The sequence below is a fragment of the Pseudomonas sp. zfem004 genome (assembly GCF_032621715.1).
GTDB lineage: Bacteria > Pseudomonadota > Gammaproteobacteria > Pseudomonadales > Pseudomonadaceae > Aquipseudomonas > Aquipseudomonas sichuanensis.
Window position 1 is genome coordinate 133,729 of sequence record NZ_JAVYJF010000013.1, and the last position, 25,407, is coordinate 159,135.

Sequence of the window (25,407 nt, forward strand, 5' to 3'; positions counted from 1 at the left end):
GTGAAGGTGCCAAGCGGATACCGATCAATGCGGCGCGCGCGGGATGGTCTTGAGCAGGTCTTCCGGGCTGATGTGCCCGACCACCTGGGCCACGGCGCTACCCGGGGTCGGCAGGTCGATGATGTGCTGCTTCATCTTGCCGATCACATGCATCTCGCACGGCTTGCAGTCGAACTTGAGGGTGAGTACTTCATCGCCCTGGATCAGTTGCATCGGTGCGACCTTGGTACGCACGCCGGTGACGCCCTTGGCCTGCTTGGGGCACAGGTTGAAGGAGAAGCGCAGGCAGTGCTTGGTGATCATCACCGGCACTTCGCCGTGCTCTTCATGGGCCTCGTAGGCAGCGTCGATCAGTTGCACGCCATGGCGGTGGTAGAAGTCACGGGCCTTCTGGTTGTAGACGTTGGCCAAGAACGACAGGTGCGACTCGGGGTACACCGGCGCCGGCGTGGTCTCGGCCTTGCGCGCGCCACGGGGGTGGGCCTTGACCCGCGCCTCGGTCAGCGCCTCGATGGCTTCGCGGCGCAGGGCCTTGAGCTGCGAGTTGGGGATGAAGTACGCCTGCGGCGCGTCCAGCTCGATGGCGTTGGCGTGGTACATGGTGGTACCCAGCTGGCCGAGCAGGTCGTGCAACTGGTCAAGCGCCAGTTGCGGCTTGTTGGCGGCGCCGAACGGGCCATCCAGGGCCACCTGCACGCTCACGCCTTCCTCGCTGCTGAGAGTCAGCATCAGGCGCTGCTCGCGCAGTACCGCGTGCCACTCGACACCCACCCGGCGTTCGGCCGAGGTGCGCTGCAGGGCTTGCTGCCAGTTGTGGTCGAGGTTGCGCGACAGCGGGTGGTTGGGGCGCAGCTTGTACAGGCCCTCGGGCATTTCGTTGGGCTCGACGCGGTAGCGGTAGCGCTTCTGGCCGTCGTCTTCGGACTCGCTCTTGAGTTCGGCGATGTTGGCGCGGAAACCCACCACCTCACGCTTGACCAGCACATTGAGGCCGTCGCCGTTGCTCAGGGGAACGTCGGTCACCACCTGCAGGTCGCGCTTGCCGACTTTTTCCACCACGCCCACCGGCAGGCCGGTGAAGGTCGGCGAGTCGAAGGCGCCGATGTCGATCTTGCGGTCGCTGACGAAGTAGTCGGTGCTGCCACGGTGGAAGGTCTTGTCCGGGTCGGGCACGAAGAAGTGCTCGGTGCGTCCGCTGGAGGCGCGGGCCAGCTGCGGGCGGCCTTCGAGGATGGCGTCGAGCTCTTTGCGGTAGTGGGCGGTGATGTTCTTCACATAGCCCACGTCCTTGTAGCGGCCCTCGATCTTGAACGAGCGCACACCGGCATCGACCAGGTCGGCCAGGTTGGCGGTCTGGTTGTTGTCCTTCATCGACAGCAGGTGCTTCTCGAAGGCGACCACACGGCCCTGGTCGTCCTTGAGGGTGTACGGCAGGCGGCAGGCCTGGGAGCAGTCGCCACGGTTGGCGCTGCGCCCGGTCTGGGCGTGGGAAATGTTGCACTGGCCGGAGAAGGCCACGCACAGCGCACCGTGGATGAAGAACTCGATGGCCGCGTCGGTTTCGGCGGCGATGGCGCGGATTTCCTGCAGGTTCAGCTCGCGGGCCAGCACCAGCTGCGAGAAACCGGCCTGGTCGAGGAACTTGGCCCGGGCCAGGGTGCGGATGTCGGTCTGGGTGCTGGCGTGCAGCTCGATCGGCGGGATATCCAGCTCCATCACCCCCAGGTCCTGCACGATCAGCGCATCGACCCCGGCGTCATACAGCTGGTGGATCAGCTTGCGCGCTGGCTCCAGCTCGTTGTCGTGGAGGATGGTGTTGATGGTGGTGAACACCCGCGCGTGGTAGCGCCGGGCGAACTCCACCAGCTCGGCGATTTCGCTGACCTCGTTGCAGGCGTTGTGGCGCGCGCCGAAGCTCGGGCCGCCTATATAGATGGCGTCAGCGCCGTGCAGGATCGCCTCGCGGGCGATGCTCACGTCACGGGCAGGGCTGAGCAGTTCCAGGTGGTGCTTTGGAAGGGACATGTCGTTATAGGTTCGGGCTGTCACGGTAAGGCGGGCATTGTAGCGGTGAAATGGGGTGGTGGCATCCCCGGGCTGCTGGATGGGGGCTCAGTGGGGAACTGTTTTATTGTAGGAGCGGCACAAGGCCGCTCCTACAGGGGGACGTACAAGCCCAGCGAGTGGGGCAATCCCATTGGGTGGGGTTTGCCGGCGATACAGATGAGAGGGGATCAGCCCTTGGCCGCCATCGCCGTCACTTCCACCTTCATGCCTTCTACCGCCAGCGAAGCCACGCCAACCGCCGCACGCACCGGCCACGGCTTGCTGAAGAAACGCTGGTACACCTCGTTGAACGCCGGACGGTCGGCCATGTCGGTGAGGTAGATGGTCAGGTGCAGCACCCGGTCCATCGAGCTGCCGGCGCGCTCCAGGGCCACTTTCAGCGCCTGCAGGGTGCATTCGCTTTGGCTGGTGATGTCGCCCAGCTCGAGGCTGCCGTCGGCGCGGGTAGGGATCTGGGTGCTGACCAGCACGCCGTTGTACTCGGCCACGTCGGACGAGATGGAGTCGGCGTCCGGGTCCGGGGTGAAGATGATGCCGTCGTTTGCCATGAAATGTTCTGCCTTGCACGGGAGGAAAGCCCGCAAGCCTACGCGAGCGCCAAGGGCGGGTCGAGCCGTGGCCGTGGTCGCGCGGATTTGATAAGCGCGGCCGCCCACGGCAGAATCGCGCCCCGACCCGGCCGCAGGCGCCGGGCCCTGGGTGATCGAAGAGGCAACCGTTGAACCAACACACTTTGTCCACGCGCCTTGAGCGGGTGGCGGCGCATATCCCGGCCGGGGCACGGCTGGCTGACATCGGCTCGGACCATGGCTACCTGCCGGTGGCGCTGTTGCGCCGTGGCGCGATTGCCGCGGCGGTGGCTGGCGAAGTGGCGCTGACGCCATTCCGGGCCGCGCAACGCACCGTGCGCGAAAACGGCCTGGAGGCACAGGCCACCGTGCGCCTGGCAAGTGGCCTGGCAGCCATCGAGCCGGAAGACGGGATCACTGCCGTGAGTATCTGCGGCATGGGCGGCGAGACCATCCGCGACATCCTCGAGGCCGGCAAACAACGCTTGAGCGGCAAGGAACGCCTGGTGCTGCAGCCCAACGGCGGCGAGCAGCCGCTGCGCCAGTGGTTGATGGACAACGACTACCGCATTCGTTGCGAAGAGGTGTTGCGGGAGAACCGCTTCGACTACGAAATCATCGTTGCCGAGCGCTGCGAGGACGTTGCCTACAGTGCCGAGCAGCTGTATTTCGGCCCGTTGTTGATGCAACAGCGCAGCCCGGCGTTCCTGTTCAAGTGGCAGCGCATGCTGCGCCAGAAGCAGCAGACCTTGGACAATTTCGAGCGTGCCCGCCAGCCGGTGCCCGAGGACAAGCTGCAGGACATCGTCCGTCAGGCCCGCTGGATCAGCGAGATGCTCGCCGCGGCCTAGCGCGGGTTGGCCACGCTGGCCGGCACTTTAAGCACCAGTAGGCCCCCAAGTACGATCGCCACCGCCAGCACCTGCAGCGCAAGGCCAGGGCTGTTGGCGGTGTCACGCATCCAGCCGATCAGGTAGGGCGCGAGGAACGAGGCGATGCTGCCGAACGAGCTGATCATGGCGATCCCCGCCGCCTGGGTGTTGCCCGCGAGGAATGCCGGGGGCAGTTGCCAGAACATCGGCAGCGCGGCACTGGCGCCCATCCCGGCCACGACCAGGCCGCTCATCACCAGCAGTGTGTTGCCCGGTGCCAGGCCGGCCACGGCGATACCGGCGGCAGCCATCAGCAGCGGAACACACAGGTGCCAGCGGCGCTCCCGGTGGCGGTCCGACGAGCGCCCGCAAGCGAGCATGAACAGGCAGCCCGCCAGGTAGGGTACGGCGCTGAGCAGGCCGACCTGGCCATCGCTGCCGATCCCGGTGCCATGGATCAGGCTGGGCATCCAGAACGCCAGGGTGTTCACCGCCAGCATCACCGCAAAGTACACCGCCACCAGCAGCCACACCTGGGCGTTGCCCAGCAGGCCCGCCAGCGAACTGACCGGTTTGCGCTGTTCTTCACCGTCCAGTTCCGCGCGCAGGGCGCGTTTCTGTTCGGCGCTGAGCCAGCTGACCTGTTCGAAGCTATCCGGCAGCCACTTGAGCACCACCAGCCCCAGCAGCACCACGGGCAAACCTTCGATCAGGAACATCCACTGCCAGCCGCGCAGGCCGCCGTGGTCATGCAAGGCCTGCAGGATGCCGCCGGACAACGGCCCACCGACCACCCCGGCCAAGGGCACGGCGATGGCGAACAGCGCGGTCACCTGGGCCCGGCGCCTGGCCGGGTACCAGCGGTTGAGCACTACCAGGATGCCGGGGAAGAAGCCCGCTTCGGCGACGCCCAGCAAAAAGCGCAATGTGTAGAAGCCGGCGGCGTCCTGCACCCACAGCATGCCGGTGGACAAAAGGCCCCAGACCACCATCAGCGTGGCGATCCAGCGGCGTGGCCCGACCCGGTCCAGGGCCAGGTTGCTGGGCACGCCGAACAGCGCGTAGGCCACGAAGAACAGGCCGGCGCCCAGGCCGTACACCGTGTCGGAAAAGCCCAGGTCGGCGCTCATCTGCATCTTCGCGAAGCCGATGTTGATGCGGTCGAGGTGGGCGAACAGGTAGCACACCAGCAGCAGCGGCATCAGCCGCCAGGTGACGCGTGCATGGGTGGCGGCCGGCGAATGGGCGGGCAGGGCAGCAGCGGTTTCGATCATGATCGGCTTCCGGAACGTTCTTGTAGTTGTTCCGGACGATCATGGGGCGGCGCGGCAGGTGGGCAAATGCACTTTGGGCAAGACGGCTGGTATTTTTCCCGGCCGTTTGCCCAGGCGTTACAGCTGCGAGCAGTTGCCCATTTCGCGGTAGTCGACCTGGTGGGTCTGGCCCTGGTGGTCGACGTAGACCATGTGCGCGGTGCCTACCTGGCAATCGGCGGCATTGCTGGCCGGGGTGATCGAGATGACCTTGGCCACGTCCAGCGGCATGCCGTATTCGTAGCTGCTGCTCACGGGCTGCTGGGTGGCGCTGTCGGCGAATGCGCTGAACGAGGCGAGGGTGGCGGACAGGGCGAGAAAAGCGATCGAACGTTTCATGACAGGCTCCTCGTTTTCGGGATGTGTCCATGATCCATTCATTGGTGTTTCACAATAAATGGGCTAACCCGTGATAGATTCCTGCCTTTCATGTATGAATGAGAGCCCACCTCATGGACATGCTGCATGCGATGCGCACCTTTGCCCGGGTAGTGGAGTGCGGCAGTTTCGCTGCCGCCGCCAACGCCCTGGACATCTCGGCGGCGCAGGTGTCGCGGATCGTCGCGGAGCTTGAAAACCAGCTGCAGACCCGCCTGCTGCACCGCACCACCCGGCGCCTGCGCATGAGCGAGGCGGGCGAGCGTTTTCTCGAGCGCTCGCGGCAGATCATGCTGCTCACCGAAGAGGCCATGGACGAGGCCCGTGGCGCCCACCTCACGCCCCGCGGTCGGTTGCGCTTGCACTGCACCCATGGCCTGGGCCTGCTGATGATGCCGTTGGTGGCGCGCTACAACGCCTCGTGCCCGGAAGTGGTGATGGAGGTGACCCTGTCGCAGCGCAACCCCGACCCGATGGCCGAAGGGCACGATGTGGTGATCGCCATTGGCCAGGGCTTGCCCGATTCGCAGCTGATCGCCATTCCGTTGGGCAGCATCCACAGCATTCTCTGCGCCTCGCCGGATTACCTGGCCCGGCATGGCGTTCCCAAACTGCCGCAGGACTTGCACGCGCACACCTGCCTGCGCACCGTCGATCCGCTGTTCGAAGAGGACTGGACCTTCGGCAAGGCACCGGATAATTGCGTGATCGTGCCCCAGGACACCTTCCTCACCAATGTCGCCGACGCAATGGTCAAGGCTACCGAGCTGGGCATGGGGGTGGGGTTGCTGCCGTACTACTCGGCCAGCCAGGCGATGCAGGAAGGGCGGCTGTGCCGGTTGCTGGCGCCGTACCGGCTGCGCCAGCGGGAGATCTATGCGATCTACCCGTCGCGGCATTACCTCGATGCCAAGGTGCGGACCTGGATCGATTACCTCAAGGAGCAGTTGCCGTTGCTGTTCCAGGAACACCAACAGATTGTCGACCAGACAGAGTATTGGCGGTAGGTGGAGGGCCATCGCGGGGCAAGCCCGCTCCCACGCAATCCGTGGGAGCGGCGGTTCGCCGCTGCGACTTGCCCCGCGATGATTGCATCAGCTCAATGCCCGTAACGCCCCACCAGGCTCTGCGCCCCCAGCGCATGCCCCTGCAGCGCCTTCAGCAACCCTCGATGGTCCATCTCCCCGGGCAGGCTGCCAGGGGCAAGGTCAGTGGCGATCAGGGTCAGCACATAGTGATGCGGATTGTCGCCCGCCGGTGGGCAAGGCCCGCGATAGGCCATGGCCCCACGGGAGTTGAGGCCCAGCGCCGCCACCGGACTGCTCTGGCCGCCAGCGCCTTCCTCCAGGCCACCGGACGCCGGGTCGATGTTGTAGGCCAGCCAGTGCACCACCCCCAGACCCTTGCGACCATCGGGGTCGAACATCACCAGTACCAGCGAGCGGGTGCCCTGCGGCAGGTTGGTCCAGCTCACCTGCGGCGACTTTTCCTCGCCACTGCCACAGGCAGTGTCCGCGCCCACTTGCTGCAGGGCGATCACGCCACCGTCGGTGAACGACGCTGAACTGATGTCCAGCGCAGGGCTATGGTTGACCGAGGCGGCGAATGCCCCCGTGGGCAGCAAGGCAAGCAGCAACCAGTACCTGAGGTTCATGCCGGGTCTCCAGGGCAGGGGCGTCGTTCAGCAGTGTAGCCAAGGCCCGTTAACGGCTGTCCTGGTCTTCGGCAGTGCCACCGGTGTGCCCGGCACCGCTGCCTGTAGCCTCGCCGGTACTGTTGGAGCCACCGGCTGCACCGTCGGCCGCATCGGCGTTGGTGCCGGTGTCGCTGCTGTCGTTGTCCTTGCTGCCACCGGGGTTGTTGGTACTGCTGCCGTCGCCGGCCGTGGCGCCTCTGGGCTGATCACCTTTGCTGCTTTCGTTGGTCTGCGGCTGGCTGCCATAAGGGTCGGACGCTGCGTAGCTGCAGGTCGATGCGATGCTCAGCGAAACGGCGAGGAGCAGGGCGAGCGGGCGTGAGCGATCCATGGTGAGTCTCCTGTCGGATGAACTGTCATGGATTTGGCCGCCAGAGCGCGGCCGGGGTGCCCGCCGGGCGACGGGCGGCAAACCAAGGGGCCGCAGGCGGCCCCGGTTGCATCAGTGGCTTTCGCTGCGTGCCTGATGAGGCGCAGCAGCGCTGTTGAGCGCGTCCAGCGTCGGGTGCTCCTGAGCGGCATGCATCAGGTCCTCGGTCACCCGCAGTTCGGCACCGGTCGGCGAGAACGTGGTGGCCGCGGTGAACGGCGCCGGGTGCTCGGGTTTCGGACGCTTGCCGCGGCGCCAGAGGAAGAAGCCGACCATTGCCAGGTTGATCACGGCGAATGCCCAGAACAACCCGACTTCACCGTACGAGGTCATCATCGGCGAAATGGTCAGCGGCGCCATGGCCGAGCCCAGCGAGTTGATCAGCAGCAGGCCCTGGATCATCGGCACCAGGGCATCGGCCGGCGCGCGGTCGGCGGCGCTGCTGACCGCCACCGGGTACAGGGCGAACACCCCGCCACCGAGCAGGAACAGCAGGGCGGGCAACAGCACGGTGTCCACCGGCAGCACCACGATCAGCAGCGACAGCACGGTGCACATTGCCGCCAGGGCGATCAGCACATCCTGGCGGTCCTTGCGGTCGGACCAGCGCCCCACCGGGTATTGCAGCAACATGGCGCCGAGAATCACCCAGGCCATCATTTCGCCGACCTCGCCCACGTCCAGCCCGACCCGCTGCAGGTACAACGGCAGCAGGGCATAGATCCCGGCAATCGCCACGCCGGAGCCGAAGCAACCGACCAACCCGGTAGGCGCCACGCCCAGCAGCTGGCGTGGCTTGAGCGGCTCGACCTGGTCGAGCAACGGCGACACCCGCGGCAGGATCACGATCGGCAGCACCGACAGGGTGGCGAGCATGCCGGCCAGCATGAACGGCGCGGTGTCGCCCCAGCTGGTGATCTCGCCCAGGGCTGCCTGGGCGATCACCCCGGCGCCGTAGAAGGCGATCATGTACAGCGCCAGCAGGCGGCCGCGGATCTTGGCATCGCCGGCCAGCAGCAGCCAGCTTTCGATCACCAGGAATACCCCCACCGCAGCCCAGCCGTTGAGCAGGCGCAGGATCGACCACCAGGTGGTGTCGTAGAACAGGCCCTGCAGCAGGATGGTCGCGCCGATCAGCGCGGCGAAGCTGCTGTAGGCGCGGATGTGGCCGATGCGCAGGATCAACCGGTCATTGACGATTGCGCCGAGGGTCAGGCCGATGAAGTAGGCCGAGGACACCACGCCAATGGTGGTCGCCGATTCGCCGGCCGCGTCCAGGCGCAGAGTGGTCAGAGAAGACATGAAGCCATTGCCCAGGGCAATGATGAACAGGCCGAGCAGGGGTGCCAGCGCCATCGCCAGCAAACGCGGAGACATACGTACCTCAAGGTTGGAAGAAGCCAAGCTGCGCCTTTTGCGCTGCGTGCACGGAATGCGACCTGGGCAAGGGTCAACCGCTGGACCTCAAGGGGAGGCCGGGCGGGGGCGGTTGAGCCTGTGGCACATGCGCGATGTGGCGAGAGGCGCGGACGCTGTCCTTGCGGGCGGTTGCCACCGGGTGGGCGACGGGCGAAAAGGAGGCGGGATTTTACGGGCTGTGGCGAATTTGCCAAGAGGGCGTTGGCTGCGACGAGAGGCCGCAGGGCCACGAGTAGGTGCTCAGTACGCGCCTGCCTCAGAAAGCATGCGGAATAATCAGCATTAATAAGTGACTTTAACTGGCTGAATATAAACAACTAATTTTTCTAGAATTTACTTTAACTATTGATGATCACGCTTGATTTGCGCCCCGGCGATGAAACCAAGGTAATTCAGCTCTGAGGGCCTCATCGCGGGTCAAGTCGCATCGGCGCACCGCCGCTCCCACGCTGGTGGATTATCTCGTGGGAGCGGGCTTGCCCCGCGATCTGGCGCAGAGCGCCAGCGCTTGTTGCAACGTGCCAAGCCTTCCAGCCTAGGCGCACAGCGATGCACACATGGGGGCATAAATACGCATAATGCGCGGCAGGTTTTTTCAGGGAGTTCCTACACAATGCTGGCCTCGTTGTTCGCCGTCCTGGCCCCCGTGTTCATCGTCGCCGGCATCGGCTACACCTGGGCTCGCCGTGGCCTGGAATACCCGACCGAGTTCATTGCACGGGTGGTCATGACCGTCGGCACGCCTGCGCTGGTGCTGTCCACGCTCAACCGCACCCAGCTCGATCCCGGCGCCTTCACCAGCATGGCCATGGCCTGCGTGCTATGCATGCTTGGCATGGCGTTGACCGGCTACCTGGTATGCCGCTTCAGTGGCCGGCACTGGCGCGTGCTGATGCCGGCTTTCATGTTCCCCAACACCGGCAACATGGGCCTGCCGATCAGCCTGTACGCCTTCGGCGAGCACGGCCTGGCACTGGCGGTGGCGTTCTTCCTCACCTTGTCGATCTTCCAGTTCACCCTGGGTATCGCCATCGCCGGTGGCGCGGCCTCGTTCAAGGCGCTGCTGCGCAACCCCATCGTGATCAGCCTGGTCGGCGCCATGCCGCTGATCTTCCTCGACGTCGAACTGCCGCGCTGGCTGGCCAACACCGCCGACCTGTTGGGCGGCATGACCATCCCGTTGATGCTGCTGACCCTCGGCGTTTCGCTGGCCAGCATTCGCCCGCAGCACATCGGCAGCGGCCTGGTGCTGGGTGGGTTGCGCATCGTACTGGGGGCGGCAGTGGGCTGGGCGGTGGGGACCGCGCTGGGGCTGGAGAGCCTTGAGCGGGCGGTACTGGTGGTGCAGTCGTCGATGCCGGTGGCGGTGTTCAACTACCTGCTGGCAGTGCGGGCCAACCGCGAACCCGAGCAGGTGGCCAACCTGGTGATGTGCTCGACGCTGTTGTCGTTCGTGTGGTTGCCGGCAGTGCTGGCCTGGTGGTTGTGAGGGCCGGGGTATTGCCGGCCCTCGCGGGCGTCAGCTGCAAGGCTTGCTTTCGAGTGCAGCGCCCTGGCGCGGCGCTTGCGCCTGCGATTGGACATGGGCATCGCGCTTGGCGACTGCCTCGGCCTGCTGCTGGCGTTGCTGTGCCAACTGCTCGCTGCGTGCTTGCAGACGCTCGGCGCCGCCTTCGGCGAAGGCTGAAGTGACCGAGGTCGCGGCCAGCAGGGCGAGGGCGAAAGACAGGGATTTCATGCTGTGACTCCATCGTTGAACCGGGAAACCGGCCGCGGGGCGGCCGGGGCGGGGCAAGGATGGCGAGTGCGGATTTTCTCAGGATTAACAGCAGTCTCGAGTGCGCTGGGGCCGCTGCGCGCCCCCATTCACTCAATTGGCCAATTCTTGCTGCACCCAGCCTTGCTCGGTCAGGGCCATGCTGGCCGTCGCCTGAAGCGGCTGGCGGGTACTGTCGAAAGCCTGCCCCAGGCCTTTTACGCCGGCCTGCACCCTGGCATCGCCAGCCCATGCGGGAAGCTCGCTGACCCTATAGCGGTAGGTCACCTTCGATACCGTTCTGCCAGCCTGTTCGGTCGGCGCAGTGAACTGCTCGATGGCGGTGACCTGCGCCTTGCCGAAGCACAACCCGCCGACCTTGCCGTTACCTGCGTCGGGCTTGTAGTACTTGCGACCTTCCTCGGTCAGCGCGTAGGCGTAATAGATGTCGGTGCGTGCCGCTTGCCACAGGCGGGCAGGCACTTCAGTGCGGGCAACCTCTTTCTCGCTGACCACACCGACCTGCGCCAGGGCATGCAGCGCCTTGTTGTTGCCGTCGACGTCGAAATCGCGGGTGCGGGCAGGGAAGCTGCTGATCACGAAACAATGCGGATACTGGCTGTCGAGCCAGGTTTGCGCGGCCTGGCGCAGGCCGGCCTCGGTGGCTTGCCGGTCGTCCGAGCAGCCGAGCAGGGTCGCCAGCAGAGCCAGCGGTACGAGCTTCCTGTCCATCGTGGGGCTTCCTTGAATTGCCAAAATGCAGGTCGAGCGCCGGTCCGGGCCGGCGGCGACAGGATTAAAACCCGCGTACCAGAGCGGCCGCAATCGTGGCAAGTGGACATGCCGGCAGCCCATCCGGCAAATCGCCGAGGCTCATCCATACTGCTCTGATCCGCCACGGCAGCGCCGCGGCACTCAGGGGTTGGCACAGGGGAGCAGGCGATGGCCAAGAAAAACAAAGCTGATGACGCCGCGAAACTCGGGCGCAAAGACTACGAGAGCGAACTGAAAAGGCTGCACGTGGAGCTGGTCAAACTGCAGCAGTGGGTGGTGGAGAAGGGCCTGAAGGTGTGCATCATCTTCGAAGGCCGCGATGGCGCCGGCAAGGGCGGCACCATCAAGGCCATCACCGAGCGCGTCAGCCCACGGGTGTTTCGCGTAGTGGCGCTGCCGGCGCCGACCGAGCGCGAGAAGACCCAGATCTACGCCCAGCGCTACCTCATTCATTTGCCAGCCGCCGGTGAGGTGGTGATCTTCGACCGCAGCTGGTACAACCGCGCCGGCGTCGAGCGGGTCATGGGCTTTTGCACGGATGAGCAGGCGCACAAGTTCCTGACCGTGGTGCCGATGTTCGAGCGGATGATGGTCGAGTCGGGGATCATCCTGCTCAAGTACTGGCTGGAGGTCAGCGCCGAAGAGCAGACCCGCCGCCTGCAGGACCGCATCGACGACGGCCGCAAGCTGTGGAAGCTGTCACCCATGGACCTCAAGTCGTACAACCGCTGGGACGACTACACCCGCGCTCGCGACGACATGTTCGCCGCCTCCGACTCGTCCTGGGCACCGTGGTTCATGGCCCGCTCCGAGGACAAGCGTAAGGCGCGGCTGAACATCATCAGCCACCTGCTGCAGCAGGTCCCGTACAAGGACCTCAGCCACAAGCAGAAGATCGAGCTGCCCAAGCGCGGCAAGATCGGCAAGTACAAGGCGCAGCCTTACCCGTTCAAGATGGTCGGCGAGCGCTACTGAAGCACGGGCCTGGGCTGACCTCAGGCCCTGTCCAGCGCCTCGAGCCGCCCGTCACGCCCCAGGTGATAGCGCTGCAGGTCCTGCGCCAAGGTCAGGTGGCCGCTGTAGTGCGCCATGGCCTCCTCACGCACTTCTGCGATCGAGTTGCCGCGGCCGTTGGCCGTGGGCTGGTAGCGGGCACTGAAGTGGGTCAGCACCAGGTTCTTCACGCCCGCGGCCTCGGCAAACCTTGCCACCTGCGCTGCCGTGCTGTGACCGAAGTTGGTCTGGCTGCGCTCGACCACCGGCTGGGTAAAGGTGGCTTCGTGCACCAGCACATCGACGCCTTGGGCCAGCTCGGCCAGCAGCTCGGGGCGGTCGTTGTCGCCGCAGACGATGATCCGTTGCGGCGGGCGCGTGGGTTGCAGGTAATCGCGGGGCTCGAGCGTTCGGCCCTCATGGGTGACGGCCTGGCCATGGGCCAGTTGCCCCCACAGCGGCCCGGCCGGGATACCGTCGGCCTTCAGGCGGGCGGTATCCAGCCGTGGCGCGGGGTCGCGCTCATCGAACACGTAGCCCCAGGAAGGCACACGGTGCGACAGCTCGATCGTGCTCACCTCGACATTGCCGGCGCTGAAACCTGTGAAGGTTTCAAGCGCCTGCAGCTGCAACTCGAACGGCAGGAAGGTCTCGCTCACTGCCAGGCTCTGGCGCACCCAGCCAAGCAGGGCGTCGGGCAGCACCAGCGGCAACGGCTCCTGGCGCCCGGACATGCCGGCACTGGCCAGTAGCCCAGGCAAGCCGAAGCAGTGGTCGCCATGGACGTGGGTGATGAAGATTCCGTGCAGGTCCCGCACAGAAAGCGGGCTGTGCAGCAACTGGTGCTGGGTACCCTCGCCGCAATCGACCAGGTACCAGCCGTGGCCGGTGGATTCGATGACAGCGGTGGCGCTGACGTTGCGGGCCTTGGTGGGCACACCGGAGGAGGTGCCCAGAAACTGCAGGTCCATTGCCTGACTCCTTGACATGACGGCTTTCCTGCCCCGCAGGCGCGGGGCGCGGGGAGGCTAGCATGCCAGGCGTGGCGGGAGAAGCTGCACAGGCGCCGTACAGACACCTGTGCGGGGAGTGCCAGGCGTCAGGTGCCGCTGCGGTCGTCACCCACGTCGTGATTGGGGCCGTCATCGGCACCGTGGCCGACACCGTGGGCTTCGCCGGCGTCATGGTTGGCGCCGTCGTCCGCGCCGTGGCCGACACCGTGCAGGCCACCGGCCTCGTGGTTGGCGCCATCGTCGGCGCCATGGCCGCCTGCCGAGCCGCCATGGCCTGAGCCACCGCTGCCACCGCTGCTGCCGTGGCCACCGCCACTGCCACCATGCCCACCGCCGCCACTACCCCCTCCACCGTGGCCGCCACCGCCACCCCCGCCATGGCCGCCACCTCCGCCGCCACCACCGTCCTTCGCCATGGCGCTTGAAAACGCGCCCAGGTTGTCAGGTAGCAACACGGACGATGCCGAGAGCACGCCGCCGATGGCCAGCATCCACACGATTTTTTTCAACTGCATAGTGATCTCCGCTCAGCGTTGCCTGCGTTTACTTGCAGGGAAGGCCACAGCCGGTGGACCTCGGCCGCCGGGGTGGCGGCCCGCCAGTCGTCTGGCTGGGTCCTGGAGCACGATCCTTCGAAGGCCGATGGGCCGTGTCGCGGCGATTGCCGCTTTGATAGTTGAGCGTAGTTTGTAATACGAAGTTACAGGTACCGGTTGTCAGGGGTGGGGGTTCGAGGGTTTCTGACTGATATCGCGTGGGGGCCAGCAGGTGCTTGGCGACAGCTTTGCAGCGCTCTTGAGATCGAGCGCCGCCCGCGCGGCGCTCGATCTCATAGGCGCTGCAACTCTTGCGGCGGACACCTGCATGCCCACCGCAAAACCTCTAGAAGGTATAAGCAACCCCAGCCTGCACCGTGCGCGGTGCCCCTGGGTACGCATAGGTATTGAACGCCCCTTCGTCATACCCCTTGTTGAACAGGTTCTTCACATCCAGGTTCAGCCGCACATGCTCGTTGACCTTGTAGTAACTAAGCAGGTCAACCACGCTGTACTGCTCCATGGTGTAGGTCACCGCCTCGGTCTGCCCGTTGCGGTCATCCACGTACTTGACCCCCACACCAAGCCCCAACCCTTTGGCCAGGCCATCCTGGAACTCATAGGTATTGAGCAGGCTGAAACTGTTGCGCGGGATGTTGGCCAGGCGCGTGCCGCTGGGCAGGCGGTTGTCCTTGGTCACTTCGGCATCGACGTAGGCATAACCGCCAATCACCCGCCACTCAGGGGTGATGTTGCCGGCCACGTTGAGGTCCAGGCCGCGGCTGCGCACTTCGCCGGCGGCCAGGCTGTAGTTGGGGTCGGCCGGGTCGCGGGTCAGCACGTTTTCCTTGACGATGTGGTAGACCGCCGCGTCAACGCTCAACTGGCGGTCCAATGCCTCCCACTTGATCCCCAGCTCGTACGACTTGCCTTTTTCCGGATCGAAGCCGTCGCCCTGGCGGCTGGCACCGGTATTGGGCTTGAACGAGCGCGCCGTGTTGGCATAGACGGCAACGGTGTCGGTCAGGTCGTAGAGCAGGCCGAAACGCGGGGTGACGGCATTGTCGGCCGCCTGCCAGCCCTTGGCGCCCGGCAGGTAGTTGTCGTAGTCATGCTCGAACCGCTCCAGGCGCACACCCGCCAGCGCCTTCAGGCGTTCGGTCAGGGCCACCTGGTCCTGGATGAACCAGGCCCAGGTCTTGAGGTTTTCCTGGTCGTGGGTGGTGGTGCGGGTCAGGGCAGGGCGCGGCTGGCCCAGCACCGGGTGGTAGATATCGATCGGGTAGGTGCCGTCGGCGGCCGACGAGCGCTGGATGATCGAGCGGTAGTCATAGTCTTCGTACTCGATGCCGGTCAGCAGGGTGTGGCTGAACGCGCCGGTGTCGAAGTGGCCGGTGAGGTTGAGCTGGTAGTCGCGGTCGGTCCAGTCCAGCTTGCGGTAGTTGAAGTTGCGCTGCAGCGTGTGGCCGTCGGCCGGTGCCTTGTTGGCCTCCACGGCGTTGCCCTGCAGGGTGCCGTCCAGCCACTGCATGCCGCCGGCCAGGGTCCAGTTGTCGTTGAGCATGTGCTCGAAGCGCAGCTGGGCCATGTTGTTGTCGTTGTGCAGCAGGTTGTCGCTGCCTTTTTCCCAGATGTAGGTGTCGCGCGAGGCGCTGCCAGTCTGGGTGCCGTAGCGTGTCAGGCCACGGTCGAGAGGGTGGTTGTTACGCATGAAGTCGCCTTCGAAGACGATCTTGGTGCTGTCGTTGACCTGCCAGCTGAGCACCGGGGCGACGTCGTAGCGCTCGCTCTCGACGTCGTCACGGAAGCTCTCGCCGCCCTCGCCAAGCACGTTCAGGCGGTAGGCCAGGCTGCCGTCCTGGCTCAACGGGCCGGTGGCGTCGAGGGTTGCGCGGTGCATGCCTTGGTCGTCGAACTGGCTGCCCAGGGTGACCTTGGATTCAGGCAAGGGTTGCTTGCTGACCACGTTGAAGGTGCCGCCGGGGTCGCCACGGCCATACAGGGAGGTGGCCGGGCCGCGCAGCACTTCCAGGCGTTCGACGGTGTTGGCGTCCGGGGCGTTGGGGTAGCCGCGGTTGATCGGGAAGCCGTTGCGGTAGAACTCCCCCGTGGTGAAGCCGCGCACGGTGAAGGTGGTCAGGCCCTGGCCGCCGAAGTTGTTGGCCCGGCCAACGCCGCCGGCGTAGTCGAGGGCGTCCTGCAGGCGTGTGGCGCCGGTGTCTTCCAGCACATCCTTGGGCACCACGCTGACCGACTGTGGGGTTTCGTGCAGGGCAGTGTCGGTGCGGGTGGCGCTGGCCGAACGGGTGGCGCGGTAACCTTCGACCGGGCCGTCGGCCCGCTCGTAGTCGGCGGCATCGGCATTGATGTTCACGGCTTCAAGCTGAATGCCGGTGCTGGTTTCGAGCGGCGCTGGCGCGGCCCAGCTGAGCATCGGAGCGGCGTGGAGCAGGCACAGCGACACAATCCTGTAACGCATGGGTTCAGGTCCTGGAAAGGGGCACGGGAGAGAGGGTGAAAGCGCGGCGATCTTATCTGGTAACAATTCCCATTACCAGATATTTTGGCATACCGCATGCCAATTGTGACGTGCGTGCCAGTTCCATGGCAGCCGGCTACGACAGGCGAAGCCTTCAGCGAAACCGTCACGCGACTGTCATGTGACGTTACCTAATATGACCCTCTCTTAACCGGGACTCGCCGAGGTCGCTCCGCCGCATGCTCCCCGCCAATCCGCAAAACCCCGAAACCGACCTGCACGGCTTGCTCTACGCGTACCTGTTCCGTCCGGGCCATCCCGGCCGCGAGATCGACTCGGCACAGGCCCTGGCATATTTGCAGGCGCCAGCCGACGAGCAATTCCTCTGGCTGCATCTGAACCTTGCCCACGCCGCCTGCGAGCGCTGGATGAAGAGCCACCTGGACCTGCCCGAAACCTTTTTCGAAACCCTGCGCGAAGGATCGCGCTCCACGCGTATCGAGCACACCGACAGTGCCTTGCTGGCGGTGGTCAACGACCTGGTGTTCAGCTATGGCGTGATGTCGTCAGACGTTTCCACCTTGTGGGCCTGTGCCCGCAGCCGCCTGCTGGTCAGCGCACGGTTGCAGCCACTGCACTCGGTGGACGAGCTGCGTTCATCAGTAAAGCGCGGCGAGGGTTTCGGTTCGACGGTGGAGTTGCTGGTGCACCTGGTGCGCGACCAGGGTGACCTGCTGACCCGGGTGCTGCGCGAAACCACCCTGAAGATCGACCGCATCGAGGACCAGTTGCTGTCGCTGCGCCTGAGCGACAACCGCGCCGAGTTGGGCAGCCTGCGCCGCGTGCTGGTACGCCTGCAGCGCCTGCTGGCACTGGAGCCGGGCTCGCTGCTGCGGCTGCTGAACCGCCCACCCGAGTGGTTGCACGAAGAAGATATTCGCCAGTTGCGGGCCTCTACCGAAGAGTTTTCGGTGATCATCAGCGACCTCACCAGCCTGGTCGAACGGATCAAGCTGCTCCAGGAAGAGATTGCCGCCAAGCTTACCGAAGAGAACAACCGCACCCTGTTCACCCTCACCGTGGTCACCGTGCTGGCACTGCCGATCAATATCATCGCCGGCTTCTTCGGCATGAACGTCGGGGGCGTGCCGCTGTCGGACGACCCCCATGGCTTCTGGGTACTGGTGGCGCTGGTGGTGACCTTTACGTTGATTGCAGGGCGCTGGGCGTTTCGCAAGCGGGGCGATTGCTGAGCCTTGCTTCGGGCGCTGCCTGCAGGGCCGGGCGTCCGTAGAACAGCAAGGCGGTGAACCAACTGGTCAGCCAGACGAAAATGCCGGCCCAGAAGGTATGTGACATGTAGTGCCAGCCCTGCAGCACCCGGGTGGTGCCGTAGAACATTCCGATCAGCAGGATCGCCACCAGTAGCTTTCGCGCATGCACCCAGCGATGGCGCAGGGCGATGAAGTACAGCGCCAGCAGGGTGAAGCCGCTGGAGGCGTGGCCGCCGGGCCAGCAACGGCCGGGGCCGGCGCGGTCCAGCCCGTTGAACTGGTCGAACCATTCGTAGCGCGCCTCGGTGCCGCCATACAGCGTGGTTTCCACCGGGCAGTACACCCCGGTGTGGCTCTTGAGGTAGTGAATGACCATGGTGCACAGGCCGAACGCCACCACCACGAACCACAGGTCGCGGCGGTAGCGGGTGCTCCAGCGCATCAGCGGGGCGATGCGCACCGCTTGCAACAAGCCGGTGGCACGGGCCGAGCGCGAGGCCAGCGGCCACAGCAGCGACAGCAGCACCCCGATCACCGCCAGTTCACCGGTCCAGTCCGGCAGGATTCGCGGCCACTTGTGGGTAAGTTTCTCGAACAGCGTGTTGTGCGCGAAGACGAATTGCCCGTTGGCATCCAGCAGCTGGTTGCTGATCCAGCGGTCCAACTCGGTCAGGTCGAACAGCACGAACACCAGCACTGCCAGCAACAGCGGGAAGGCCAGGTTGTTGAGGTAGAAGCGCGTGCGCATGGCCAACTGCATGGTCACACCCCTTTGCCAGGGGCCAGGTTGCGCCACTGCGTGGCGTTCATCTGGCCAAGAATCTGTGGTTTGCCGGCGCTGTCCAGAGACAGGAAAAAGGCACTTGCATAACCGCTGCTGCGTTCACCGCCGGCCACGCCCAGTTGCCGTTCGAGCTGGTCGATGCAGCCACTGTGGGTCACCAGCACCAGGTTATGGCCGGGCCGCTTGTGGTCGAACGCCGCACTGGCGAAGGTCGTGTCGCAACGCGCCAGCCAGTCCTGGGTAGTGATGTTCTTGCCGAACATGAAGCCTGCCGTCTGCCGGGTACGCACCTCGGGGCTGGTCAGGATATCGCTGCCCTGCAGCCCCAGCCGCTCGAGCCCAAGGCCCACACCTACCGCAGCGCGGCTGCCGTCCTCGGTGATGCCGGCGGGGTCGCTCAGGCAGGCGGCATGGGAGCGGTCGCAGCGTTCGGCATGACGCACCAGGACGATGGCCGAACCCTTGGCCCAGGCTGCATAGGTACCGCTGCGGCTCATCTGCCGCTCGCTGCCGAGGTCGCGCACCTGGGGGCGTGAGGCGTACCACAGACTTGCGGTTGCCAGGGTCAAGGCCACGCACAGGCCGGCAATCAATGCCCTGGGGGAGAGTCGAAGGCGTCGCGGCGGTTTCAGGGAGGAGGGTTTGACGAGGGTGCCTTGCAGCATGCAGTCACTCCGAGGGTGAGCAATGGTGGACGCAGCGGCAATGGGCCACAGGCATCGCGAGTGGCGGCACTTTAAGAAGGTGAATGTCGGGAGACGGTGAGACGGATGTGAAAAAAATGCGAGATATGACGAGAGGGGGCGGGCTGAAGATTGGGTCAAGGCCGCCATGTGCATGACGAAGGATCTTCAGCGCCTACAAAATCGAGCGCCGCGCGGGCGGCGCTCGATCTCAAGAGCGCTGCAGCACTTTCGGCGAACACCTGCTGGCCTCCCCCCAACCCCACGCCCATAAAAAAGCCCGGAGCAGGTTCAACCCTGGCCCGGGCAAGCGCGTATGACGGAGCAGAATGACGGGTTACTTGAAATCCGCCTGCATCTGGGTAGCAATGCTCACCCCACTGGACGACCTGACGCACACATCCAGGTAATCAGTGAACCGCGGCGGCACAGCAATGCCTTCCTCCAGCAACCGGCTGTTGTCGAACAGGTAGTTCAGGTCGGCAAACCCGCTGTACAGGCGCAACGCGCGCAGCACCAGGCGCGGGTTGGCCGGACCGATACGGGTGGCAAAGCTGCCAGCCAGGGACTTCAGATCATCCACATCCACCTTGCGGTAACGCTCGCCAACCGGCTCGGCACCGTTGGCCTGGGCAAACGCCTGGTCGATCTCGGCAAAGGTGCAGGCCGAACTGTGGCCGGCGGAGATGTGGTAGAGGTCGTGGTTGAGCTGGGGCTTGCGGGCCAGGCCGATCAGCGCCTCGGCGCAGTAGTCGACCGGGACCACGTCGATCTGCTCGTCGAGCCCGCAGGTGAAACTCTCCAGCGCAAAGCCCATGCGGAACACCCAGAAAATGCTGCCCGACGCCTGGCAGCCCAGGCTGCTGTGGCCGACCACGATGGACGGGCGCGCCACCACCAGCGGCAGGCCTGGCAGTTCTTCGCGCATGCGCCGCTCGATCTCGGCCTTCGAGGCGGTGTAGTCCACCAGTTGCTGCTCGGCCTCGGGGAACTCCCACGACTCGCTGATCGGCGACTCGCGCTGCGGCCCGCAGCTCATCGCCGTGCCTACATGCAGGAAGCGCTTGAGGCGCGCGGAGCGGCTGAGCACGTCGGCGAAGGCGTAGGTGCCCTCGACATTGACTGGCCAGATGGTCGGATTCTTCGAGAACGAGGCCACGGCGGCGCAGTTGATCACCCGGTCGAACTGCATCAGGCGCGGGGTTTGCCCGGCCAGCCAGGCGGTGTCGAGCAAGTCGCCGCAGAGGATCTGCGATTCATCCAGGGCCAGGCAGTCGGCCTGGCTGACGCCATGTTGGCGCAGGTTGGCGCGCAGGCGTTCGAGGCCTTGCGCAGGCGTGTCACCGCGTACCAGGAAGGCGAGGGTGGCGCCCTGGCCGTCGGCAATCAGTTGGGCGGCGACCGACCCACCGAGGAAACCCGTGGCGCCGGTCAACAGGATGTGCTCGCCAGAATCGGCGGCGGTGAAGACTTCACCGTGGTTAATTGCGTTCATGGTTTACCTCGGGGGATAGGGTGACGCGCATTTGAAGTGATGCAATGTCAACGTAATGTGAATGCGGTGTAAGTAATAAGTTGGCGTAACGGCTTGGTGGACTGTTCAGTCAACTTTAAAAGCGAGTCTGGATATTCGACTAAATAAGGCGCTCGCTGCCGAAAGGCTTGCAGGGTATGGCGTGCAGCGCGCTTGCGGCTATTGTCCATGCCAAGGTTTGACTTTTCAATCGCGCAGATGGGAGAGGGGTGCGTGTTTGTGTGAAACAATTTTAATAAGTGTGAAGGACAGTAAAACTTCATGAATGAAGATGTAATTTTGTTTAAGTTTGAAGCGCTTCAGGTTCTGTTCAGGTAGTTAATATATATGTGTGTTAATGCAGCGACCCTGGGTATTGGCAGTTAGGCGAGTTCGATGACCGTTCACGTGCCTGGAGTACAAATGTGCTCTGCACAGGATGACGCTGCACCGTGGCGTTTTGTGGGAGCGGGCTTGCCCCGCGATGGAGTGCGAAGTGCTTCTGTGCCCGATATCAAATACGCCGCGAATTCGGGATTTGCTGCCGCGTCGCGGCAGATCGCGGGGCAAGCCCGCTCCCACAACGATGGATAACCATACTTTTCGTACAAAACCTAAGGTAGGCTGCTGCGTTCCAGCACCACGTCACGAAAAGGACCTCACCATTTCCGCTCCCACCTTCAGCCGCCGCAGCCTGCTGTGCCTGCTGGCCACCGCGCCCATCCTCGCCAGCCTGCCGGGCTGCACCCGCTCCACCGGCCTGCAGGGCAGCTTCCTGCAACTGTGGAAGAGCCACGCCGACCTCAATCCGCAGCAATGGCGCCAGCGCCTGACGGCCATGGCCGACATGGGCTGCCGCACGGTGACGCTGCAGTGGGTCGGGCTGATCGGCGGGCAATCACCGTGGATGATTCCCGAGGACATGCTGCGCAACGTCTTCGACATCGCCCATGACGAGGGCATGCAGGTACAAGTCGGGTTGCCGTTCGACAATGCCTGGTGGCAGGCGCTGTCGGCAGACGCGCAGGAGCAGGCGCAGTTCTTCGCCAAGGCCCTGGGCGAGGCGCAGGCCTACATGGCGGCTGCGCCCTGGCCGCAGCACCGCGCCTTCGCCGGCTGGTACATCCCCTACGAGCTGGAGCAATACCACTGGGCCAGCGCCGACAGCCAGCAGCGCCTGGCCGGCTGGTTGGCGGCGATGTCTGCCAGCACCCAACAGCACAGCGACCGCATCCCGTCGATCTCCACCTACCACAGCGTGCTGCCCACCGAGGGTTCGCTGCTGCAGCTATGGCGCACGCTGCTCGACACCACCGCGTTGCGGCCGGTGGTGCAGGATGGCGTGGGTGTGGCCGGCTGGGCCAACCTGCAGGCCATCGAGCCCCTGCTGCTGGAGCTGCGCCGGCGCAAGGTGCCCTTCGATGTGGTGGTGGAGTTGTTCGAGCAGTTGCCGTCGGAGAAGAACGACGGCACCGACTTCAAGGCACGCTCGGCGGATTACGCCCGGGTCCAGCGGCAGTTGGAGTGGGCCCGCACCACCGGCGCCGAGCAGGTCGTGGCGTTCGCCCTCGACCCGTGGGCGCTGGGGGATGACCCGCGCGCCCGCAGGCTGCGTGAGGATTGGCTGCGCAGCTGAATCAGAGGCTGCGCCCGATGATCTCGCGCATGATCTCGCTGGTGCCGCCGAAGATGCGCAGCGCCCGGGCATCGGCCCAGGCCCGGCCGATACCGTACTCGCTGCTGTAGCCATAACCACCGTGCAGCTGCAGCAGCTGGTCAAGGATCTGCCCCTGGATTTCGCTGGCATTGAGCTTGGCCATGGCCGCCACCACTGGGTCCAGGCTGCCCTCGATCAGCTGCCGCGTGCAGTCGTCGAGGAACACCCGCAGCATGGTCAGCTTTGAGCGGGCATCGGCGAGGATGAAGCGGTTGTGCTGGTGGTCGCTGACCCGTTTGCCGAATACCTTGCGTTCGCGGGTATAGGCCAGGGTCTGCTCGAGCATGCCCTCGGCATGGGCGGCGGCGCGCAGGGCGATGGCCAGGCGCTCGCGGGCAAGCTCGCGGCCCAGGTATTCGAAGCCTGCGTTTTCCTCGCCCAGCAGGCAGTCGGCGGGCACTCGCAGTTCGTCGAAGAACAACTCGCAGGTGTCCTGGGCGTGCTGGCCGATCTTGGCCATGGCCGGGCCCTTGCTCAGGCCGGCCAGGCCCGCCTCGACACAGAACAGCGACAGGCCGCGGGCGCCCAGGTCGGGCTCGGTGCTGGCGACCACTATGATCAGGCCGGCGTTGACGCCATTGGTGATGAAGGTCTTCTGGCCATTGAGCACATAGTGCTCGCCGTCACGCCGGGCGCGACAGCGCACGGCCTTGAGGTCGCTGCCGGCGCCGGGTTCGGTCATGGCGATGGCGCCGATCAGTTCGCCGGCGGCCATGGCCGGCAACCAGCGGTCTTTCTGCGCCGGGGTGCCGAGGTTGTACAGGTAGGGCGCGACCATGTCGGAATGGATCGAAAAGCCGATGCCCAGGCAGTTGGCCCGGGCCAGCTCCTCGATCACCACCACGGCATGGCCGAAGTCACCATCGGCGCCATAGGGGGCGGGCAGCGCCGGGCACAGCAGGCCCTGGGCACCGGCGTCGCGCCAGAGCGCGGTGGGCGTTATGCCCTCACGTTCCCAGTCGGCGTAGTGGGGTAGGATGCGTTCTTCGACAAACCGCCGAACCTGGTCGCGAAACAGCAGGTGATCGTCACGAAAGAGTGGGCGCATGGCGGTTTACCGGGTGTAGGGTGCGGTGCTGCTGAGCTCGCCGCGCAGCACCGGTTGTGCGGCGCTGCCGGTGAGGAACAGTGCGTAGTGGTCGCCCGGTTGCAGCTGCGGCAAGGCCAGTGGCTTGGCCTGGGCCGCGCCGCAGCCGGCGGTCAAGGTGGCGCTCACCGGGTTGATCGCCCGTGCCTGGCTGGTCTGGGTAGGCACGTCGGCGAACAGGGTCGGGCCGTCCTGCACCTTCAACTGGCCGGCCGGGCAGTCGCTGGCCAGGTTGTAGAGCCGCAGCTCGGCCTTCAGGGCATCGTCGCTGGCTGCGCTGTCGTCCAGCACCAGCAGCTTGCCATCGTGCAGCACCAGGCTCTGGTAGCTGTCGGCGGCCACGCTGAGGGTGCCGGCGCTCTTGCCGGCAATCAGCACGCTGAACGGCTCGCCGCCCTTGACCACGTTGTAGCTGCTGGCCAGCTGGCCGGCAGCCAGTTGCTGCGCCGGGTTGTGCCCGACCTGCACCTGCACGCCGCCAGCCGCTGGCTGCAGCACGCGAACGAACGCCGAGCCTGCCGGTGGACGCGGCGCATACAGCTGGGCCAGCTTGCCCTCGGCCTGGGCGACGGTGGGCAGTGCGCTGCCAAGCAGCAGGGCGCCGGTGAGCAGGGCGAGGGTTTTCATACAGTCTCCTTGGGGCGTTTTACCCGGGCTTGCTGGTACAGCTCGGCCAGGCGCTTGCGGTCGACCTTGTCGGACAAGGTGCCGGGGAAGCGGCCGCAGGCCAGCAGTTCGGACGGGATCATATAGGACGGCAGGCTGCCTGCCAGCCGCTGTTTCCAGTCGGCCAGGGCCTCGGGCAACGGGCCCAGGGTGGCCGCCGGCAGGTGCCCGGGGGTTTCGATGAAGCCGACCATGCGCACCAGCGCGCCGTCGGGGCGGCGCAGGGCAATGGTGGCGGCGCTGTCGACCCCGGGCAGGCTGGCCAGCCCGGCGTCCACTTCGCCCAGCTCGATGCGGTAGCCATTGAGCTTGATCTGGTCGTCGCGCCGGCCATGGAAGAACACCCGGCCTTGCGCGTCGATTTCGGCCAGGTCGCCGCTGCGGTAGGCGCGCTTGCCGTTGTGCTGGAACAGCACGGCCTCGCTCAGGTCCGGGCGATTGAGGTAGCCGCGCATCACGTGGTCACCGGCAATGCACAGCTCGCCGTCGTCGAGGAACAGCTCGGCATAGGGCTTGGCCCGGCCGATGGACAGCGGCTGGGTAGCGTTTTCCAGCGGCGGCAGGATTTCGATCCAGGTGGTCGAGCAGGTGGCTTCGGTCGGCCCGTAGGAGTTGATGATCCGCGCCTCGGGGAAGCGCTCCCACAGCTGGTTGGCCAGGGTCGGGGTCAGCGACTCGGCACCGAACACGAACACCCGCAAGGCCGGCAGGTGGCGGGTGTCGAAGGCGTCATTGAGCAACTGCTGACGGACGAAGGACGGCGTCGAGGCCCATACCTGTACCTGGCTGTCGGCCAGGTAGTCGACGAAACCCTCGGGGTCGCCGATCACCTCGCGCGGGCACAGCACGCACTGGCCACCCAGGGCCAGCGCCCCGCACAGGTCGAACAGCGAGAAGTCGAAGCTGAACAGCATCTGGTTCATGAACCGCGGCCGTTCGCCCAGGGCCAGGCAGTCGCGGATCCAGCCGGCGAACAGCGCTAGGCTGTCGCGGCCGATCTGCACGCCCTTGGGGTCGCCGGTGCTGCCGGAGGTGAACATGATGTAGGCCAGGCCCGCCTCGGCCAGCGGTGCGGCGCAGGCCATGCCGGCGCGGAACTGGTCGTGTTCGGCGTCGTAGCAATACCCGGCGCCCACCAGCTCGATGATGCGTTGCAGGCGCTGCGGCGGGTTGATGCTGTCCAGCGGCACATAGGTCACGCCCAGGCGCAGGCAGCCGAGCATGGCCACGACGAATTCGATCTGCTTGTGGCCGCTGAGTACCAGCGCGGTGCCGGGCAGGATGCCCTGCGCCTGGGCACGCAGCGCCCAGGCCTCGACGGCCGCCTGCAGGCCGGCCCAGTCCAGTACCCGATGGGCGTCGCGCAGGGCAGGGGCATCGGTGCCCTGGTGGCAGTCGGCGAACTCACAGCGGTCGAAATCGAAGTGCATCCGGCACTCTCCTGGGCG

24 protein-coding genes are annotated in these 25,407 nt (G+C 65.6%); 6 read left to right on the forward strand and 18 right to left on the reverse strand.

Annotation, left to right across the window (positions count from 1 at the left end; genetic code table 11):
• Positions 1 to 24: 24 nt before the first annotated feature.
• Positions 25 to 2,025: a U32 family peptidase gene (locus RTH46_RS15775; protein WP_316906067.1), complete on the reverse strand. Its 2,001-nt coding sequence runs from the start codon at positions 2,023 to 2,025 to the stop codon at positions 25 to 27.
• Positions 2,026 to 2,234: 209 nt separating this feature from the next.
• On the reverse strand, positions 2,235 to 2,615 hold the full coding sequence (locus RTH46_RS15780; protein ID WP_153787825.1) for a RidA family protein: 381 nt from the start codon (positions 2,613 to 2,615) through the stop codon (positions 2,235 to 2,237).
• Positions 2,616 to 2,785: 170 nt separating this feature from the next.
• On the opposite strand from RTH46_RS15780, the gene RTH46_RS15785 reads away from it, so the two are divergent.
• A complete protein-coding gene (locus RTH46_RS15785; RefSeq protein WP_316906068.1) occupies positions 2,786 to 3,487 on the forward strand; it encodes a tRNA (adenine(22)-N(1))-methyltransferase in 702 nt (233 codons plus the stop codon).
• Here RTH46_RS15785 and RTH46_RS15790 read toward each other — a convergent pair.
• Positions 3,484 to 4,782, reverse strand: a complete 1,299-nt coding sequence (locus RTH46_RS15790; protein ID WP_316906069.1) for an MFS transporter — start codon at positions 4,780 to 4,782, stop codon at positions 3,484 to 3,486. The two genes, RTH46_RS15785 and RTH46_RS15790, sit on opposite strands and share 4 nt — an antisense overlap.
• A gap of 117 nt (positions 4,783 to 4,899) precedes the next feature.
• Complete coding sequence (locus RTH46_RS15795; RefSeq protein WP_316906070.1) at positions 4,900 to 5,160, reverse strand: DUF2790 domain-containing protein; 261 nt, start codon at positions 5,158 to 5,160, stop codon at positions 4,900 to 4,902.
• Between the two features lie 113 nt (positions 5,161 to 5,273).
• On the opposite strand from RTH46_RS15795, the gene RTH46_RS15800 reads away from it, so the two are divergent.
• Positions 5,274 to 6,206 carry a LysR family transcriptional regulator gene (locus tag RTH46_RS15800; protein WP_153787829.1) on the forward strand — a complete coding sequence of 311 codons (933 nt, stop codon included), beginning with the start codon at positions 5,274 to 5,276 and terminating at the stop codon, positions 6,204 to 6,206.
• 92 nt (positions 6,207 to 6,298) lie between these two features.
• Here RTH46_RS15800 and RTH46_RS15805 read toward each other — a convergent pair whose 3' ends face one another.
• The 3 genes from RTH46_RS15805 to RTH46_RS15815 form a co-directional block, all read right to left on the reverse strand.
• Positions 6,299 to 6,853: a YbhB/YbcL family Raf kinase inhibitor-like protein gene (locus RTH46_RS15805; RefSeq protein ID WP_153787830.1), complete on the reverse strand. Its 555-nt coding sequence runs from the start codon at positions 6,851 to 6,853 to the stop codon at positions 6,299 to 6,301.
• Between the two features lie 49 nt (positions 6,854 to 6,902).
• A complete protein-coding gene (locus RTH46_RS15810) occupies positions 6,903 to 7,226 on the reverse strand; it encodes a hypothetical protein (protein WP_153787831.1) in 324 nt (107 codons plus the stop codon).
• A gap of 111 nt (positions 7,227 to 7,337) precedes the next feature.
• The gene (locus RTH46_RS15815) at positions 7,338 to 8,642 is read right to left on the reverse strand and encodes an MFS transporter (RefSeq protein ID WP_232885488.1); all 1,305 of its coding nucleotides are present in this window, start codon (positions 8,640 to 8,642) and stop codon (positions 7,338 to 7,340) included.
• 655 nt (positions 8,643 to 9,297) lie between these two features.
• Here RTH46_RS15815 and RTH46_RS15820 point away from each other — a divergent pair.
• Positions 9,298 to 10,173, forward strand: a complete 876-nt coding sequence (locus RTH46_RS15820; RefSeq protein ID WP_153787833.1) for an AEC family transporter — start codon at positions 9,298 to 9,300, stop codon at positions 10,171 to 10,173.
• 30 nt (positions 10,174 to 10,203) lie between these two features.
• Here RTH46_RS15820 and RTH46_RS15825 read toward each other — a convergent pair whose 3' ends face one another.
• Positions 10,204 to 10,422: a hypothetical protein gene (locus tag RTH46_RS15825; RefSeq protein WP_316906071.1), complete on the reverse strand. Its 219-nt coding sequence runs from the start codon at positions 10,420 to 10,422 to the stop codon at positions 10,204 to 10,206.
• Between the two features lie 132 nt (positions 10,423 to 10,554).
• Entirely contained in the window at positions 10,555 to 11,172 is a 618-nt protein-coding gene (locus RTH46_RS15830; protein ID WP_153787835.1) for a hypothetical protein, read from the reverse strand.
• A 210-nt stretch (positions 11,173 to 11,382) separates the two neighbouring features.
• Here RTH46_RS15830 and ppk2 point away from each other — a divergent pair, with 210 nt between their 5' ends.
• Positions 11,383 to 12,189 carry a polyphosphate kinase 2 gene (gene ppk2 / locus RTH46_RS15835; protein ID WP_153787836.1) on the forward strand — a complete coding sequence of 269 codons (807 nt, stop codon included), beginning with the start codon at positions 11,383 to 11,385 and terminating at the stop codon, positions 12,187 to 12,189.
• Positions 12,190 to 12,209: 20 nt separating this feature from the next.
• Here the strand turns inward: ppk2 and RTH46_RS15840 are convergent, their stop codons facing one another.
• The 3 genes from RTH46_RS15840 to RTH46_RS15850 form a co-directional block, all read right to left on the reverse strand.
• Positions 12,210 to 13,178 (reverse strand): ribonuclease Z, encoded by a 969-nt coding sequence (locus tag RTH46_RS15840; RefSeq protein ID WP_153787837.1) that lies wholly within the window; start codon positions 13,176 to 13,178, stop codon positions 12,210 to 12,212.
• A gap of 128 nt (positions 13,179 to 13,306) precedes the next feature.
• Positions 13,307 to 13,735 carry a hypothetical protein gene (locus RTH46_RS15845; RefSeq protein WP_316906072.1) on the reverse strand — a complete coding sequence of 143 codons (429 nt, stop codon included), beginning with the start codon at positions 13,733 to 13,735 and terminating at the stop codon, positions 13,307 to 13,309.
• A gap of 367 nt (positions 13,736 to 14,102) precedes the next feature.
• Positions 14,103 to 16,235 carry a TonB-dependent siderophore receptor gene (locus RTH46_RS15850; protein ID WP_316906073.1) on the reverse strand — a complete coding sequence of 711 codons (2,133 nt, stop codon included), beginning with the start codon at positions 16,233 to 16,235 and terminating at the stop codon, positions 14,103 to 14,105.
• Between the two features lie 239 nt (positions 16,236 to 16,474).
• Here RTH46_RS15850 and RTH46_RS15855 point away from each other — a divergent pair, with 239 nt between their 5' ends.
• Positions 16,475 to 17,488, forward strand: a complete 1,014-nt coding sequence (locus tag RTH46_RS15855; RefSeq protein ID WP_316906074.1) for a transporter — start codon at positions 16,475 to 16,477, stop codon at positions 17,486 to 17,488.
• On the opposite strand, the gene RTH46_RS15860 is transcribed toward RTH46_RS15855, so the two are convergent.
• The 3 genes from RTH46_RS15860 to cprA form a co-directional block, all read right to left on the reverse strand.
• A complete protein-coding gene (locus tag RTH46_RS15860; protein ID WP_410478577.1) occupies positions 17,439 to 18,263 on the reverse strand; it encodes a phosphatase PAP2 family protein in 825 nt (274 codons plus the stop codon). The genes RTH46_RS15855 and RTH46_RS15860 overlap by 50 nt on opposite strands.
• 8 nt (positions 18,264 to 18,271) lie before the next feature.
• Entirely contained in the window at positions 18,272 to 18,958 is a 687-nt protein-coding gene (locus RTH46_RS15865) for a histidine phosphatase family protein (protein ID WP_316906076.1), read from the reverse strand.
• 355 nt (positions 18,959 to 19,313) lie between these two features.
• Positions 19,314 to 20,471, reverse strand: coding sequence for a cationic peptide resistance protein CprA (gene cprA, locus RTH46_RS15870; protein ID WP_153787842.1), 1,158 nt, complete (start codon positions 20,469 to 20,471; stop codon positions 19,314 to 19,316).
• Positions 20,472 to 21,075: 604 nt separating this feature from the next.
• On the opposite strand from cprA, the gene RTH46_RS15875 reads away from it, so the two are divergent.
• Positions 21,076 to 22,125 carry a DUF4434 domain-containing protein gene (locus tag RTH46_RS15875; protein ID WP_316906077.1) on the forward strand — a complete coding sequence of 350 codons (1,050 nt, stop codon included), beginning with the start codon at positions 21,076 to 21,078 and terminating at the stop codon, positions 22,123 to 22,125.
• A 1-nt stretch (position 22,126) separates the two neighbouring features.
• Here RTH46_RS15875 and RTH46_RS15880 read toward each other — a convergent pair whose 3' ends face one another.
• From RTH46_RS15880 to RTH46_RS15890, 3 genes are read right to left on the reverse strand one after another with little or no spacing between them, the layout of a single operon-like run.
• Positions 22,127 to 23,254, reverse strand: a complete 1,128-nt coding sequence (locus tag RTH46_RS15880) for an acyl-CoA dehydrogenase family protein (protein WP_153787844.1) — start codon at positions 23,252 to 23,254, stop codon at positions 22,127 to 22,129.
• A 6-nt stretch (positions 23,255 to 23,260) separates the two neighbouring features.
• Complete coding sequence (locus RTH46_RS15885) at positions 23,261 to 23,920, reverse strand: alginate O-acetyltransferase AlgF (protein ID WP_153787845.1); 660 nt, start codon at positions 23,918 to 23,920, stop codon at positions 23,261 to 23,263.
• Positions 23,917 to 25,389: an AMP-binding protein gene (locus RTH46_RS15890; RefSeq protein ID WP_153787846.1), complete on the reverse strand. Its 1,473-nt coding sequence runs from the start codon at positions 25,387 to 25,389 to the stop codon at positions 23,917 to 23,919. The genes RTH46_RS15885 and RTH46_RS15890 overlap by 4 nt, the downstream gene beginning before the upstream one ends.
• Between the last annotated feature and the right edge of the window lie 18 nt (positions 25,390 to 25,407).